Raw genomic sequence first — 17,067 nt, 5'->3', positions numbered from 1 at the left:
AATGACAACGAATGACAACGAATGACAACGAATGACAACGAATGACAACGAATGACAACGAATGACAACGAATGACAACAAATAACAACGAATAACAGCATCATTTCCATGTCTCTTCCTCCCGATAGCCTCCTTTTCCACATCAACTTTCCACAGGATCTTAAAAACCTGAAGGAAGAAGAGCTGCCCCGTCTTTGCGGGGAGATCAGGGAGTTCATCATTGAGCAGACTGCCAATAATCCCGGTCATCTGGGATCGAGTCTGGGTGCAGTTGAGCTGGCGGTTGCCATCCATTATGTATTTGATACACCTTTTGACCGGTTGATCTGGGACGTAGGTCATCAGGCCTATGCGCACAAGATCCTGACAGGCCGGAGAGAACAGTTTTCTCAAAACAGGAAATACAAGGGCATCAGTGGTTTTCCGAAGATGTCGGAAAGTGAGTATGATTCGTTTGGGGTGGGTCATTCTTCCACTTCCATCTCGGCTGTACTGGGTATGGCGGTAGCATCCAGCCTTAAAGAGAACAATGGTCGCCTGCACATTGCGGTGATCGGGGATGGAGCCATTGCAGCCGGAATGGCCCTTGAGGCCATGAACAACGCGGGTGTATCGAACGCGAACATGCTGGTGATACTGAATGATAACGGGATTGCCATTGATCAGAGCGTTGGCGCGCTCAGCCAGTACCTGCTCAGGATCGTCACCTCCCCGGCCTATAATAAGTTCAGGGACAAGATCTGGATCTTGATGGGGGGCCGCACCAAATACGGTAAAAATTCCCGGGCTGTGGTAAAACAGATCGGCAACGCGGTCAAATCTTCGATCCTGAAGGGATCCAATTTATTCGAGGCGTTGAATTTCAGGTATTTCGGTCCTGTGGACGGGCATGATGTGATCAAGCTGACCAAATTGCTACGGGATCTTAAAAACATCCAGGGACCGAAACTGCTGCACGTCATCACCGTCAAGGGCAAAGGGTTCCATATGGCTGAGAAGGAGAAGACCATTTATCACGCTCCCGGGACCTTTGATAAGGATACGGGCGAACTTGTCGAAACGGAAAATACTTGTCCCGGCAAAAAGGCCCCCAAATATCAAACGGTCTTTGGCCGGACACTGCTCGAGCTGGCTGAACTGAATCCCCTGATTGTAGGCATAACGCCCGCGATGCCCACCGGGAGTTCCCTGAACATCATGATGCATCAAATGCCTCACCGGGCGTTTGATGTCGGGATTGCAGAGCAGCATGCGGTCACGTTCTCCGCGGGGCTGGCTGCAGAGGGTATGATTCCCTTCTGTAACATCTACTCCACTTTTCTGCAGCGTGCCTATGACCAGCTGATCCATGATGTTGCGCTTCAAAAACTGCACGTCGTCTTCTGTCTCGACCGTGGCGGACTGGTGGGAGAGGATGGAGCAACGCACCACGGGATCTTTGATATGGCATACCTGCGTTCGGTTCCCAACATGATCATCGCTTCACCTCTCAATGAACGGGAACTCCGGAACCTGATGTACACGGCGCAGCTGGAACCGATCGGCCCGTTTGCCATCCGGTATCCCCGCGGACGTGGTGTCATGCCTGAATGGAAAACGCCTTTTGAAAAACTGGACATCGGAAGGGGACGGCTCATCAGCGACGGTTCGGGTATCGCCATCCTTTCGATAGGCCCTGTCGGAAATACGGTCATCGAAGCCATTGAACAGCTGAAAAAGGATCACATCACTCCGGCGCATTACGACATGCGGTTTTTAAAACCTCTGGATGCGGATCTCCTCCAGGATGTTTTCAAACGATTCAGCAAAATCATCACCGTGGAGGACGGTACGGTTGTCGGAGGCCTGGGGAGTGCAGTTCTGGAGTACATGGCAGATCATTCCCATTCGGCCCGGGTTTATCGCCTGGGGGTTCCCGATCAGTTCATCGAACAGGGAACCATCCAGGAGCTTCAGGCAGAATGCGGATACGATCCGAAAGGCATCATCCGGAGCGTGAAAGAAATGATCAACGAATAAACACCAAGATCTGTGGATTCCATAACCCTGACAGAGGGCGTCGTACTCGTGGTTGCCGGAACCATGGTAGGGTTCATCAACACGCTTGCTGGCGGAGGTTCCATCATTTCCCTGTCGGTGTTGATGCTCCTCGGGCTTCCGGCGAATATTGCCAATGGTACCAACCGCATCGGCATCTTGATGCAGAATGTGGCAGCGGTGAGCAGCTTTTCGCAGCAAAAGGTCCTTGACTGGAAGAAGGGCCGCTGGCTGGCCATTCCGGCAGTGGCGGGCTCCGTCCTGGGCGCCTGGATAGCCGTGGATGTCAACGAAAAGGCCATCGAATATTCCATTGCCGTGATCATGCTCCTGATGGCCGTATTTATCCTCTGGAAACCCGAGCGGTGGATCACGGAACGTAAGGAACTGATTGAAAAGAAGGTGAGCTGGATCCAGATCGTGATCTTTTTCCTGATAGGGGTCTATGGGGGATTCATCCAGATGGGGGTCGGGTATTTTTTGCTGGCAGGCCTCGTGTTCAGTGCGGGCTATGAACTGGTAAAAGCCAATGCGCTGAAAGTCCTGGTAAATTTCATTTTTACGCCTTTTGCACTGGTTGTGTTCATCCTAAACGGGCAGGTTGATTATGCCTACGGTCTGATCCTGGGTACCGGGAACGTCGTTGGCGGATTGATCGGCTCCAGGCTGGCGGTTAAAAAGGGGGCCAACTTTGTAAGGTGGGTCATCCTTGTGGTCATACTCCTTACCGCTGCACAGATCTTCGGATTCATCGATATAAAAGGATTACTGATCCCTGTACTTTAGGACCTCGTTCCTGACATACGCGATTTCAATTCCTGCGGTTTTAAACATCTCTTCGCTTTCCTCCGCCAGGTGATACTTATATTCACACACTACCCTGACAATGCCGCAGTTGATGATCAGCATTGCACAGGTCCTGCAAGGTGTCATGCGGCAGTACAGGGTGCTTCCCTGAAGCGAAATGCCCAGCCTGGCAGCCTGGCAGATCGCATTCTGTTCGGCATGTACGGTTCTGACACAATGCTGGCTGATCGATCCATCCTCGTGGATGATCTTTTTCAAAAGGTGACCCACGTCATCACAATGTGGTAAGCCAACAGGCGAGCCCACATAACCCGTTACGAGCAACTGGCGGTCACGGGCAACGACGCATCCGCTGCGCCCCCGGTCACAGGTGGCCCGCCGGCCGATCGTATGGGCAACCTCCATGAAATATTCATCCCAGGAGGGACGGTGGTACTTCTCTTTGGATGATTCTGTCATTGCTCCATGATTATATCCAGCACTTCCTGAACCTGAAGACAGAGATGTTCGATGGTGCCATTGTTTTCAAAAAAATGGTCGGCCATTTCAATGCATTTTTTCAGGTTTTGCTTGTTCGGATCATCCGAGGAATACTCCCGCTGCTCGTTCTCAAGAAACGTTTCAAAGGTGACGTGGTCGGTTTCGCTTTCCCGCACCTGGATCCGTTCATACCTCAGAAGGGGAATCGCATCCACGGCAAATAAATGGAAATTTCCTTTTTTCCTTAAGGATTCCACTTCTCCGGGTGTCCGGATACTTTCGATGATCGCATTCCTGCCCTCCTCTGACGCTTGCTCATACAGCTGGTCGATGATGTACGATGGGGAGTGCTTTGCCCTCAGGTCATTGGCTACCTCGACCATCGTGTCCCTGTTCACCGGGAGGCCCCTGGAACGGATCTCCTCCGAAACAAATGCCCTTACCGAATAATGTGCAAAGTCGAGGTCCCGGGTAAGATACCGGACAATGGTCCCTTTTCCTGCTCCAAGCGTACCGGTGATCCCAATGATGAGCATCCTGTCTGTAGGGTTGTTTGGTTGATTACATGAGTTTGAGTTCATCCACCCATTTACTGTGGACCTGAACCGGAATAAAAGTTGCCAGCCGGTCAAGCAGCTCCGTGCAGTCTTCTCCCACAAGAATATTGTTCCTGTGCTCAATGCGTAAAAACCGTTCATCAACGCAGTGATCCAGGAACCGGATCAAATGACCGAAATAGTTGTTCACATTGAACAGTGCAAGCGGTTTGGAAATGACCTCCAGCTGGTTCCACGACAGGATCTCGGCCAGTTCGTCCAATGTTCCAAAGCCGCCGGGCAATGCCATGAATGCATCCGCCAGCCCGGCCATTCTGGCCTTCCGCTCATGCATTGAGTCCACAATGATGACCTCATTCAGCGATTCGTGGAGAATCTCCTTTTCGACCAGGATCTGAGGCATCACTCCAATGACCCTTCCTCCGTTATGCAGTACACCGTCGGCCAACGCTTTCATCAAGCCAATGTTGGCTCCTCCGAACACAAGGGTGATCTGTCGCCTGGCCAGTTGCTCCCCCAGCTCAGCTGCTTTTTCCCGGTACATCATCGCCCCCCCCATGCTCGAACCACAAAACACACCCAGCTTTTTCATCTGCTTTGCTCCTGTAACAGAACAAAAGTAGAAAAAGGATGAATGGAGGCCTTAGAAAAAATCATTGTGCTGGTTTTTTTTTACTTTTGATGCCTGGACTGAATCCATCCAGGACCTGCATAAATGAACAGTCTATATCCTTTATTATTCCGGCCTGTTTACAAGGAGAAGATCTGGGGGGGACAGCGTATAAAGACCTTGCTCGGCAAGGACTTCTCTCCCCTGCCCAATTGTGGTGAAGTTTGGCTTATCTCAGGGGTGGAAGGTGAAAGTACCGTCGTCAGCAATGGTTTCCTGGCCGGCAATGAACTCAATGAGCTTGTGGAGGTGTATATGGACGACTTGGTGGGAGGGCCGGTATTTGAAAAGTTCGGAGATCGGTTCCCGCTCCTTTTTAAATTCATTGATTCCAATGATTACCTGTCGGTCCAGGTCCACCCCGATGATGAACTGGCTTTGGAGCGGCACCAGGGCTATGGCAAAACGGAAATGTGGTATGTGATCGATGCCGGGCCTGACGCAGAATTGATCAGCGGGTTCAGGAAGCCCGTTGATCGTCAGCAATTCCTTGATCATTTGCAAAACGGGTCCCTCCGTGAGATCTTGAATACGGAAAAGGTAACGGCTGGCGATGTTTTTTATTTGCCTGCCGGGAGGATCCATGCACTCGGACCGGGCATTTTACTGACAGAGATCCAGCAGGCCTCCGATATCACCTACCGGGTCTATGACTGGGACAGGACGGATCCGCAGGGCAACAGGCGTGAATTGCACATCAGTCAGGCTCTTGACGCCATTGACTACCAGGTGGGTGATCAGAGCCGGATCCACTATTCGGGAAAGCCGAACGCAGCGGTCACCCTGGTTGAAAGTCCCTATTTTACGACAAACCTGCTGCAGCTCACCAAACCGTCGTGGAAGGAATTCGCAAAACCGGATTCTTTTGTGGTCTATGTTTGCACGGGGGGCCGTGCAGAACTGGTCTGCCGGGAGGGACGCCTGCCCCTGGTCAGCGGTGATGCAGTCCTCGTACCTGCTGAGATTCCTGAATTCCAGCTATTCCCTTCTCCAACCGTTGACTTGCTGGAGGTTTATGTTGAGGCGTAAACAGAAAGCACGCTGTGCCGGTTTTAAGCCTGAGCGACCTAGCGTGGTACAAAAATTGGTACAGGATGGCCCTGCTCTTTAGACTTAGGCTAAATTGAAAACCCTGCTGTCGGCGAACAGAGAATTATGTAAATTTGTCCCGTGTTTTAAACTCGTATATCACCCTCTATCAATATGTTATCCTATGAAAAGAATTGGTGTTCTGTTTTTGGCATTCCTGGTCACCGGATGGATGTGTTCTGCCCAGGGAGATGATAAAGCCAACCGAACGATCCCCTCTGTCACCGTCAAAACTGTGGATGGGCAAAATTTCAATACCGCTGACCTGACAAACGAAGGGAATCCGATGATCATCAGCTTCTGGGCGTTGTGGTGCAAACCCTGCGTCAGGGAGCTGACAACGATCAGCGATGTCTATGATGAGTGGCAGGAAGAAACGGGTGTCAGGCTTGTGGCAATATCCATCGACGACTCCAGGTCATCCTCCAAGGTGATGCCTTTTGTTAACGGAAAAGGATGGGATTTTGACATTTATCTTGATCCAAACGGGGATTTCAAGCGTGCCATGAATGTCAACCTGATCCCGCACACGTTCCTGTTGAACGGAAAAGGTGAAATCGTGTGGCAGCACACTTCATTCACCGAAGGTGCTGAACTTGAACTTATTGACCTTGTCCGTAAAGTCAAAGCAGGTGAAGATATCTCATCGAAGGACTCAGGTGAATAAAGTTTAATAAGTATATATTTCGCTCAGCTTGCTACTCTGTGTCAATGACAATAATGACCTCGAATGACAAAGAATGACCATGAATAACCTGTTACTCTTCGTCCGGATATTTATTTTTTTGTTAATCTTGATCCCTTGCATTGGCACTGCCCAGAATTTCCTGGGGGGTGACGTTCACGGAAGCTTTCAGCTGGATGCCCAGACCTACAAACCCGACTCGGCCATCGGGGCTCCTGACGTGAATGAAAAATTGCTGATGAATGGCTTTCTGAATGTGATCTACGCAAATGGTCCTTTTACAGCAGGTATACGTTATGAAGGGTACCTTAATCCGATAACCGGATTCGATCCGAGATACAAAGGACAGGGCATACCGTACCGGTTTGTCCAGTTCAAAAAAGGGATGTTTGACCTGACCGCGGGAAATTTCTATGAGCAGTTTGGAAATGGTCTGATCCTGAGAAGCTACGAAGAATGGAATCTGGGATACGATAATTCCATCGATGGTTTCAGAGCCAAAATCGAACCTGTCCGGGGAATCCTGCTGAAGGGTGTGATCGGGAAGCAACGGTTTTTCTGGGATAAGGGCCCTGCCATCGTCCGTGGCGTGGATGGAGAGATCAATTTCAATGACGTGATCCAGCAATGGGCAAAGGCCCGGACGCGCATCATCCTGGGAGGAAGCTTTGTCAGTAAATACCAGGATGATGAGCAAATCATGACCGATGAGAGCCATATGCTGAGTCTGCCGTTGAACGTGGGCGCCTGGGCCGCACGTCTGAACCTGATCCGCGGGGGATTCACCCTGGCTGGAGAATATGCCATGAAAATCAACGATCCGTCCGCCATCAACAATTACATTTATAAAAATGGCCAGGCGATCTGGCTGAGCGCCAGCTATTCAGTTAAAGGACTCGGCGTGACCCTGAGCAGTAAGTACATTGACAATATGAGCTTCAAGTCAAAGCGTACAGAGACAAGCAATGCGCTGGACATCAATTTCTTACCTCCGTTGACCGATCAATATTCCTACTCCTTGGCTGCCATTTATCCTTATGCTACCCAGCCCAACGGAGAACTCGGGATTCTGGGGCAGGTGGTTTATACGATCCCGAAAAAATCGAAAATCGGTGGAAAATACGGGACGACAATCAAACTTGCGTACTCCAGCACAAATGATATCAAGCGATCGGCCGTCAATGATACGACCAGCATTGGGCAGCCGGGCACGGATGGTTATGAAGCAGGTCTTTTCGGCAGGGGGGATACAAGGTACTATGAAGAACTCAATGTCGAGCTGTCACGGAAATTCAACCCATCCTTCAAAGCGATCCTGTTTTATTTGTACCAGATGTACAACATTGAAGTGATCGAAGGGCATACGGGTGAACCTGTCGTTTATGCCCATACGGCGGTAGCGGATCTGGTATACCGGATCAATGACACACATTCGTTGCGCGCGGAGCTGCAGCATTTGTGGAGTCAGCAGGACAAAGGCGACTGGGCGATGGGGCTGCTTGAATATACCATATCCCCGCACTGGTTTGTCGTGGTATTTGATCAGTATAATTATGGCAACCCTGACAAGGACAAACGTTTCCATTATTATAATGTCGGATTTGGATTTATGCATGAATCGAGCCGCATTGAGCTCCGGTATGCCCGGCAGAGGGAGGGGATCATCTGTGTCGGGGGGGTGTGCCGGAACGTTCCGGCTTCCAATGGATTCACACTTACATTGACCAGTAGTTTTTAAGAACATTGAAATGAAATATACAGGATATTTTTCACTCTTTCTTCTGGCATCCTCTTTCTTACTTTCCTGTGATGAAGTGGAGGCTCCCTACCTTGTTGATGTTGGGGGAGCCGATACCAGTGAATGTCCGGTGCCCAATTTTCCGCACATTCATGATCCGGTAAAACGGGTTCTCCTTGAGGATTACACCGGTCATCTTTGCGTGAATTGCCCCACAGCGGCAGTTACAGCCCACGACCTTCAGGCTGCATCGGGTGACCGGCTGGTCGTGATCTCGATTCATGCCGGTTTTTTTGCCACGCCCATGGGTGGGAATTATACGGCTGATTTCAGAACGGAAGCAGGAAATGAGTGGGATACCTTCTTTGGAATATCGAAAGTGGGAAATCCTAACGGGATGGTCGACAGGATTGGATATAACAGCGCACACATTTTGTCACCCGGTGCCTGGAGCGATAAGATCGCCAGCCAACTGGAAAAGGAACCAGAATTGACCGTTGAGATCATCAACGATTTTCAGGAAAGTGACCGGAAACTCTGTACCCATATCCAGACCGTGTTCGTCAGGGAAACGAACCGGAACCTGAACCTCAGCGTTATGATAACGGAAGATGAGATCATCGCTCCGCAGAAGAACAACAATCCCGATGTGGGCGCCACTCCGGAGATCCTCAACTATGAACATAACCATGTGCTGCGAAGTGCGATCAATACGCCCTGGGGTATACAGATTGCTCAGCGGGGAGTCATCATGGCCAAGGATACGGAAGTCACGAAAAGCTACAAGGTTTACCTCAACGAAGTTTGGGACCCTTATAAGTGCCGGGTAGTCGCTTTTGCCTATGATGCGGATACGTACGAGGTTCTTCAGGTATCCCAGGTCTCGGTAAGGTAACAGCCTACCTGATGAGGATCATCTTCCTGGACTGAAGATAGGTGCCGGATTTTAACTGGAAAACGTAAACACCTGAGGGAACGGGTCTTTCTTGATCGTCTTTGCTGTCCCATTCAATTTCATGTTGACCGGCCATCGTATTTTCATGCAGCAGTGTACGTACTTTTTCACCGGATACCTTAAAAATCTCAATGACGACATCCCCGTCCCTGCTGAGATCGAAGCGCAATTTGGTCGTTTCATTGAATGGATTGGGATAGTTGGATCCAAGCTTCGTATGCTGAGGAATTAGTTCAGGATTGTTGATACCCGTCGCTGTAAACTCCACCGAAACCAGATTGGTTGCTTCACTTTCACTGTTTTCACTGTAGACGGCGGTTACAAAGTAACGGTAAATCCCCGACAGGCTCAGTGCGTCGTTGTAAAACAATTCCGTTGGATTGGCGATCAGTTCAAATTCGCCTTCATCTTTGCTCCTGTACACGCAGAAATTTGCAAACAGCCTGTCCGAAGCCCATTCCCACGTCAGGCTGGCAATATTCTCGTTCAGTTCGACCTGAAGGTTGGAAGGCGGGGTAAGGTAAGACAGGATAAAATTTTGGATCACAGCGGAATCTTCATAAATGGTCAGGTATGTACAGGTCATTTCGTGACCGGTTGCTTGAGCGCAAACCGGCCATTCTCCCACGGGAAAATTACCTGAAAAGATTCCTTCATCATTGGCATAAGCAACATGAATCCCGACGGAAACTTCTGCACCGGGTATCGGATTTCCGGTAACCGCTTCAGTAACACTGCCGGTGACCGTTCCCAGCGGTGCCTGCTGTACACCAAAGAAATCCAGGTAGGAAACCATCAGGGTGCTCTTTGTGGAAGGAGCCTGGGCATCGTTCAATCCCCCGAATTCAAAAGAGGCTCCGATGGTCCGGTAGGTGCCGGCGTCGTTGGCAACAGCACATCCGTAGACCGGACTCTGGTTCATGAACAGGAGAAAGGCCGGGCTAACGGGTTGGATGCGGTCCACATAGCTGTTTTCACCTGAATAGGCGAACTGCATTCCTTCTGTAAAGGTCTCGCCCACCCCGGCCAAAACGCTGAGGTCTCCACTGCCATCCTGATCACCGTTGATGAGGAACATGGAATGCACCGGTGTGGGCATATTGTAGGCCCAGGTATCGGCACCTTCCATGTACAGATTTCCTCCCAGGTTGAGGTAAGTGGCCAGTGTGTCGCCCTCATTCTGTGTCAGTACATGATTGGACGAATAGACTCCAAGGCATACGAATACAGATGAATACAGTTTCAGATCCGCAGGAAAAACAGTGAGGTAGTCACACGCAATCCCGAGATCCAGAATGGTCTGGTGCATAATGGGGCCGGAGGTGTGGTTGGGATCCAGGTCAAGTATGAGAACAGGGACCTGTCCGATGAGCGCCGAGAAGCTTCCGTTCCCCGTCAAACCCTGATCCGCGGTGATGGCCAGCGTAAATGCAGCCAAATGACCTGCAGGTGTTTCCCCGGAGGCAATTACCGTGAATGCACCTTCAGTTGTACCTCCTCCGGTGATGGTTCCATATTGGATGAGTGGTTGCTCGACGATGATATATTCATCCGTAGAGGATAACAGGCCCTGAACGTTTTGTGCCCCGGCTGTGCCGGTATTGCTGATCTGGATCGTGATCTGTGCTGATTCGCCCGGATCCAGTTTGCCGTTATTGTTTCCTTCAGGATCCAGTATGGTGAACGTACCCATGGACAGTACGGGTGCATGAGCTACCAGGGTAAAATGGCTATTCCATTGCACCTCTCCTTCACCGGAGATCTGAAGGCTGAACAGGATGATTTCCCCATCCGGTACATCGGCACTCACCTGAAAACCAAAGGCGTCATTAACCGTCTTGTTGCTGTCGGGGAGAATGGTCCCGTATGCTTCCGTGTCATCGGTCAGGGTGACATAGGGATTTCCGCACGTCAGGACGGCTGTCACACCGTTGGCTTCCTCTGTTCCGACATTGGCAAGAACCACATTCAGCAACACCTGCTCTCCGTAATCCACCAACCCGTTGCCATTGGATCCGGCGTCGTTGATGGTACAGGCACTGTAGATCACATAAGGCCCATCCGGTGGTACGATCGGGACCTCCGTGATGACAGGAAGGCAGTTATAGGCCGTGGTAACAACCATCAGGGTATCCTCCAGCAGGAGAGGTTCGAATTCGACAACGGCAATCCCATCCTGAACAATGGCAGAGCCTATCAGCAGATCGTCAACCGTCAGGCCTATCTGGGCCCCTTCAGTCGTAGAGTTTACAATGAATTGTGATGCACCTATGAAAATAACGGGATCGTGCGTGACGGTCATGGTCTGGGGGAGGGCAGTCCTTACCACCAGTGAGGGATCACCGAAGCACATCCAGGCATTGGTTTCATAATACCCATCCGCACCATAGTCGTCATTCATTTTCATGCAACCATTGAAGGAAATTCCTCCGAAGGTACGTTTGATGTTATCCGAATAACTTTCAACCAGGATATCGATCATTTCATCCTGACCATCCATGGGCGGATCCCAGGACTGACTGACGGTTGACATCAGGGTGGCAATGGCCCCTGCAGGTTCACCTGCGTCATCTGTAGCTCTCAGCCAGGCTTCTGCAAAGCAGGTGGACCCGGTGAACACTCCGTTGCTGCAGGCCACCGACCAGATGAAAGGCAGCATGTGCGTGTTGGTGAGCTGATCCACATTGGAATTAGAGAATCCGGATGTACCCCAGGAGATCTCACTCCCGTGCCCCGTATAGGTGATCATACTGACGCCGGCGTTGACTTCGGAGGCAACCATGGCGGGGGTAGGATTCCCCGGAGCATCCAGATTTCCCTGCGTTCCGTCAAATAATTCCGAACAAGTTGTATAGGTATAATTCAGCAGGTCGGACTGAATATTCCGCATATGCTGATAGTCCATCTCATCGTCATCACCGGGACCCTGTGAGGAGGCGATGCCGGCCTGATGGGTGAACCAGTCGGTGCTGACCGGAGGGTTCTTTTCATAGTTGATGACCCGTTCAACCTGCGTGATGACCTGTTCAGGCGTTTCTGCTGAAAATCGCCCGACAAAAACCTCGGCATAGGAATCGTTCCCGGAGATGAAGCCATAACTGTTGTCGGAAGCGGCAACTCCGCCATACGGATGTGTGGGAACCTGAGCGGCATCTCCGACCAGGAGAAGGAATGTGAGGCCGTTCGAAGCATAGTAATCCTGAACGTAAGCCTTAATCTGTGTTGCGTTCCCGATGGTTGCCACATCGACCATTTCGATGGGGATGCCGGTCATTCGTTTCCATTGGATGAAGGGTTCCATCTCATCCAGGAAGTCACCGTGGCAGATCACCAGCATGTTTCCCTGTTCCTCCACCGGGGTATAACGAACCTGCTGAATATTCACGAAATGACGTTCATAGATCCGGTTGAACTCAGCATCCACGCGGTCAGTTTTTCCGCTTCGGATGAATGGATTGACTCCCGCATCGTCGATTTGTTTGATTTCGATGGTGACAGAGTGGTACACCCTCAGGGTGCGGGTGATTGGATTATACTGAAAGGGAAAAACAATCACGGTCTGTCCCCTGTAATCCCTTAAGATATAAGGTGTTTGAAGCTGAGCCAGGGTTCCGGGGTAAAATTCATCCCTGTTATAGGCTTTGCCAAATACATATGGAACAGTGGCAGGATCAATGTCACGGGTAAGATTGCCTTTGGATGGGGCAATGAAAATATCGTGATAATCCGTATAGGAGGAACCCGTAACCCTGACATCCATCCGGGCAAGGTCAGGAATGATCAGCGAAGCGGTCAGTTTGGGCAGGTCAGGTGATCCGGCCTCCAGGATGGGTGTTCCCTGATCCAGACCGATCACAAAAGCGGGCCCTTTTGGTGTGGCCACCTCGTCAAGGAAAAAACCATCAAAATGAAAATAAAGGGTTGATCGTTCCAGAGTGGATTCCAAGAGCTCTGTCCTGGCCGTAGTGGGTTGCGTGGATTGAATGCTCACCCATTCATGGCCGGTCACATTACTCATCCAGCTGATAATCAACGGAATGAATAGTAATAACTTCTTCATGGTCGTGAAGCTGTCGTAAACAAGCGGTTAAAAGTAGAATAAATTTCGTTAATTGCCAATTATTTGGCAAGAATTATTTTCCTCACCTCAATATGTCCGGCCGATTCAAACCGGCAATAATAGACGCCCGGTTCCAGTCCTTCTGCCGATAAAGTGACGGTATGGGTTCCCTTGTCCATTTTTTCCCCGTTGAGGAGTATTCTGACCGTTTCCCCGTTTAGATTGTATACACGGATCCTGACAGGAGATGCTTCCTCCAGCGCATAGCGGAACTGGACAAGTTCACTGAAGGGATTGGGGTAAATTTCCAGTGTGTTCGACCTGGCAGGCTCACCCAGGGATGTATACATATAGTAAATCGTATTGGATGGTTCCGATTCACAGCCATTATCCCCGGTGACCGTTACCCAGTACTCACCTGTATTGGGTGGAAGAAGGGATTGGCCGGTGGCCCCCTCGATCAGCACACCTTCCCGGTACCACTGGTTCCCTTCGGATGCACTGGATACAAGCATTTGGTCCACCTGTGAGATGGAAGGGGCTTCTGGCCTGGGCTTCAGGCTCACGGTGATTTCGGCCGAAAGGGTCTCCTGCCCATCGGTGACCGTAACCGTATATTCGGTTTCATCTATCGGAGAAGCCAGCGGGTTAAAGATGGTCGGATCATTTAAGGAAGAGGATGGTTCCCACGCATACGAATACGTTCCTGTTCCCCCGCTGGGGATGGCAAACAGCATGGCGGAAGATCCCTGGCAGATCTGCTGCGGGTTGGCAAAGGCATAGAGGCTGAAGGGACCCGGATCGGTGGCCATGGCCGGGAACTCGATCAGGTCGATCCACCCGCAGTCGCTGCCCGAGGATGCATAGGTGTCTTTGCTATAGATCCACCGGAAGGTCCGTGTTCCCTGCGACACCGGAAAAGAGACCAGCTCCCAGTCCTGGTTTCCCGACCATCCAGCCTTCATGAAGCCATCAATGTAGAATTTCAGGAAATCATATCCGGATTCGGATGAGACTTTCCGGTAAAATTTGATCGAGTCGTCGGTTAAAACATCAATGGTGATCATCAGGACCGTTTCCTGGAGATGGGTGATGGCCCCGGAGCGCGCACAGAAATTTCCGGAATATCCACCTTCCTGGACCTGCCATTCAGCATCACCGCCCAGTGCCCAGTTAAAAGCTTCAAAATCAGCCGTTTCAAAGTCCTCGCTGATTTTACCGATCTTAAGCTGATAAGATCTCTCCGCAGCGTAAGGATCACTGGTGATCTGCAGGCCGAATGTGGCCACATTGCCGATCGGGGCAGCCGGATCCACCGTTAACGTGAAATGGGCCTGATGTGTTTCCCCTGCTGCAATCGTGGTAAGCTGGTCGGTGAAGGAATTCAGGAAAATGAATTCGTTCTCACAGTTCATCCCCGCTATAACCTGCCCGGATGAAGCGTGCCCGCCGTTGGTGATCTCACAATACAGATCGGCAACTTCACCGGCATCCAGGTTGCCGTTACCATTACCATAGATGTCGTCAACAATGATATAATTCCCCGGGATGAACAGCGGAGCATGGATCAAGAATTGGATCGGGGAGGTCCAGGTTTCACTGCCGTCGGACAGTTCAAGGGTGAAAACCGCTTTATGAAGATCCGGAATGGAATCCTGCACATGGATCATAAAGACGTTTTCCTGACCGGAGACGGAGTCACTCTGGATATCCGGCCAGTTGAAGACACCCTCGGTAATGTCAACAAAGGGATCATCCGTGGTCAGCGTCGCTGTCAGGTTACTGGCGTCAGAGCTTCCGACGTTCTTCAGAGTAATGTTCAGCCTGACATCTTCGCCATAATCGGCCAGCTGATTGCCGTTACCGGTTGCATCATTTACCTGGAATGCATTCATCAGAATGTATGGACCTTCCGGTGAGGCAACCACGACGGTGCCGATATGGGGCTGTCGGTTCTGGGCTGTCACGACAACATCCGCAGTGCCGGGAACGGTGATGGGTGTGAGTGTCACTACGGCGACACCTTCCTCATTGGCAAAAGCGGAGCCGTGGAGCACGTTATCCCTGGATATCGCCACATAGGCATTGGGTTCTGCAGTGATGGTGAAAGAGGTGGAGGCCAGGGGCATGAGCTGATCGTAGGTGACTGCCAGTGTTGCCGGAACACCCAGGTAAGGTGTGAGCGAAGGATCACCCATCAGGTTGTAGATGTCCCAGTAATATTCAGCCATGCTGGGTGACCCTTCCGTTACGGCCAGGTTGCCGGCATAGATCATCTGATCCTGCGTCGTATACCAGTCTGAAATGTTCTCGCCGTGATCGTGGAACATCCGGTCATAGGCTCCCAGGGATGTTTCTTCATATGCGGGCGGATCTTCGGAAATGGGACCGACGCCCACTCCCCAGTAATAATCCTCATCCCAGTACGTACTGTTTGAGCCTCCGATATAACCGATTGAGCCTTTATCGACAGCCCTCAGCATTTCTTCTGCAAAACAGGCACTGGTCGCAAACTCGCTTGTTGAACAGGCATTACCAACCAATAGCCCATACTTGCCCTCATTTTGCAGCGAAGCAATATCCGATGTCGAAAAAGAAGGATTTGCCCATCCGCTCGGACTGCCGTGGGCAGTATAATTTGCGTAGGCAACTCCGTTGCTGATATCCTGGCGGATCTGATCCTCGCTCGGTCCTGAATTGGGATACAGATAAGTGTGCGAAAGGATGCCGTGGGCTTCGTTGAAATAATTTTCCGTACCGTAAGTGATCTGCCCGTTTGCCCAATCATGTCCGAAAGACCCATCCATGCCTCCGATCATGACCACCTCTCCCAGGTAGGAAGGATCGGGCATGGTGAACTGTTCGTACATCAGGGTCTTGTCGATCTGTGGCTGCAACTGATCGGGATTGGTGGCCGAAAAACGTCCGTAATACACCTCCGGGAAAAGATCACCGGTGTATTCACAGTATTCACGGTCAGATTCACCGCTGAGGTTCCAGGCCGGCACCTGGGCAACATCACCAACGAACAGGACAAAGGAGGGTGCGGGATCGGCGGTTGTGCCCGCTTCATACAATCCCTGCAGAAATGCCTTGATGGACGCGGTGGTTGTCCCTACCAGCGGATCATCGGTGTATGCCTCCATCACTTGGAATCCCTTTTTGGTCTTCCATTCAGCGAAGGGCTGCAGCTGCTCCTGAAACATCGGGTCCGAAACAATGACATATTTAACGGGAACCTGGGCGATGGTGTCGGTCCTGGTGAACGGTTTATGATTTAACAGCGAGTTACCGACCGACCTGAAATAGGGATTCTCCATCAGGGATTTCAGCTGCTCTGTTTTTGCCATGTCCGCATTCGGGAAGGTGATCTCCACCCGAAGATCATGATAGACACGAAGTATTTGTTTAACAGGATTATAAGCGAAAGGACAGATGTTCACCCTGCCCAGCCGTACACCCCTGAGCACGCCCAGTACATCCACTGTGACAAGCTCCTGTCCCCAGAAGTCATCTTGTTGATAAACCGTTATTTTGTATTCAAAAGGAGGAAGGGTTGAGGAGGATTTGGGACAGGGAGGCTGGTCGGGGAATACAGGAAACTGGATCCCGAGCCCGGGTAAGGAATACTCCTCAACGGCATAGCTGACGATTTCAACGTGAGGAGTGGATCCGGCAGGTACTTCGATCAGCCGTCGGTTGACCGGTAATTGCGGTTCGCCGGTCACTTCCGTGTACGAATAACCCGGAATGCCCAGCTGGACGAAAATGCCTGCTTCAGTCTGCACTTTCAGCGCATTGATCTCGGCGATGCTGTTCAGAAGGATGAGCTGATCAGCAGTGTTCCTGATCACTTCCAGTTTATTTTCGCCCTTCTGCCTCAAGGCAATCCCGTCAGCCAGCAGCTGGCCGGTCCCGGTGAAAAACAGGGCAAGGATGAAGACAATTCTGTATATTTTTATGAATCCCATGGTAAGATTTTTTGAAAT

General features: G+C 51.0%; 11 protein-coding genes. 6 read left to right on the top strand and 5 right to left on the bottom strand.

Annotated elements, in window-relative coordinates; translation table 11 throughout:
• The first annotated feature begins 108 nt into the window (after positions 1–108).
• Both dxs and PKI34_02135 read left to right on the top strand, forming a co-directional pair.
• Positions 109–2,019, top strand: coding sequence for a 1-deoxy-D-xylulose-5-phosphate synthase (gene dxs / locus PKI34_02140; protein ID HNS16605.1), 1,911 nt, complete (start codon positions 109–111; stop codon positions 2,017–2,019).
• A 12-nt stretch (positions 2,020–2,031) separates the two neighbouring features.
• Complete coding sequence (locus PKI34_02135) at positions 2,032–2,823, top strand: sulfite exporter TauE/SafE family protein (GenBank protein HNS16604.1); 792 nt, start codon at positions 2,032–2,034, stop codon at positions 2,821–2,823.
• Here PKI34_02135 and PKI34_02130 read toward each other — a convergent pair.
• Genes PKI34_02130 through PKI34_02120 form a run of 3 tightly spaced genes read right to left on the bottom strand, consistent with a single transcriptional unit; the run spans position 2,803 to position 4,473 of the window.
• A complete protein-coding gene (locus PKI34_02130; protein ID HNS16603.1) occupies positions 2,803–3,303 on the bottom strand; it encodes a cytidine/deoxycytidylate deaminase family protein in 501 nt (166 codons plus the stop codon). The genes PKI34_02135 and PKI34_02130 overlap by 21 nt on opposite strands.
• On the bottom strand, positions 3,300–3,860 hold the full coding sequence (locus PKI34_02125; protein HNS16602.1) for an AAA family ATPase: 561 nt from the start codon (positions 3,858–3,860) through the stop codon (positions 3,300–3,302). The genes PKI34_02130 and PKI34_02125 overlap by 4 nt, the downstream gene beginning before the upstream one ends.
• A gap of 25 nt (positions 3,861–3,885) precedes the next feature.
• Positions 3,886–4,473 (bottom strand): TIGR00730 family Rossman fold protein, encoded by a 588-nt coding sequence (locus tag PKI34_02120; protein HNS16601.1) that lies wholly within the window; start codon positions 4,471–4,473, stop codon positions 3,886–3,888.
• Positions 4,474–4,596: 123 nt separating this feature from the next.
• Here PKI34_02120 and PKI34_02115 point away from each other — a divergent pair, with 123 nt between their 5' ends.
• The 4 genes from PKI34_02115 (at position 4,597) to PKI34_02100 (ending at position 8,958) form a co-directional block, all read left to right on the top strand.
• The gene (locus PKI34_02115) at positions 4,597–5,580 is read left to right on the top strand and encodes a mannose-6-phosphate isomerase (protein ID HNS16600.1); all 984 of its coding nucleotides are present in this window, start codon (positions 4,597–4,599) and stop codon (positions 5,578–5,580) included.
• A 184-nt stretch (positions 5,581–5,764) separates the two neighbouring features.
• Positions 5,765–6,307, top strand: coding sequence for a TlpA disulfide reductase family protein (locus PKI34_02110; GenBank protein ID HNS16599.1), 543 nt, complete (start codon positions 5,765–5,767; stop codon positions 6,305–6,307).
• A gap of 79 nt (positions 6,308–6,386) precedes the next feature.
• On the top strand, positions 6,387–8,063 hold the full coding sequence (locus tag PKI34_02105) for a DUF6029 family protein (protein ID HNS16598.1): 1,677 nt from the start codon (positions 6,387–6,389) through the stop codon (positions 8,061–8,063).
• A gap of 10 nt (positions 8,064–8,073) precedes the next feature.
• Entirely contained in the window at positions 8,074–8,958 is an 885-nt protein-coding gene (locus tag PKI34_02100; GenBank protein HNS16597.1) for an Omp28 family outer membrane lipoprotein, read from the top strand.
• A 4-nt stretch (positions 8,959–8,962) separates the two neighbouring features.
• Here PKI34_02100 and PKI34_02095 read toward each other — a convergent pair whose 3' ends face one another.
• Complete coding sequence (locus PKI34_02095) at positions 8,963–13,078, bottom strand: C25 family cysteine peptidase (protein HNS16596.1); 4,116 nt, start codon at positions 13,076–13,078, stop codon at positions 8,963–8,965.
• Between the two features lie 59 nt (positions 13,079–13,137).
• Complete coding sequence (locus PKI34_02090) at positions 13,138–17,049, bottom strand: C25 family cysteine peptidase (protein ID HNS16595.1); 3,912 nt, start codon at positions 17,047–17,049, stop codon at positions 13,138–13,140.
• Between the last annotated feature and the right edge of the window lie 18 nt (positions 17,050–17,067).

This window comes from Bacteroidales bacterium (assembly GCA_035342335.1).
Classification (GTDB): Bacteria; Bacteroidota; Bacteroidia; order Bacteroidales; family JAGONC01; genus JAGONC01.
Note: the sequence above shows the minus strand (reverse complement) of the source record. Positions and strands in the feature narration are given on the sequence as shown.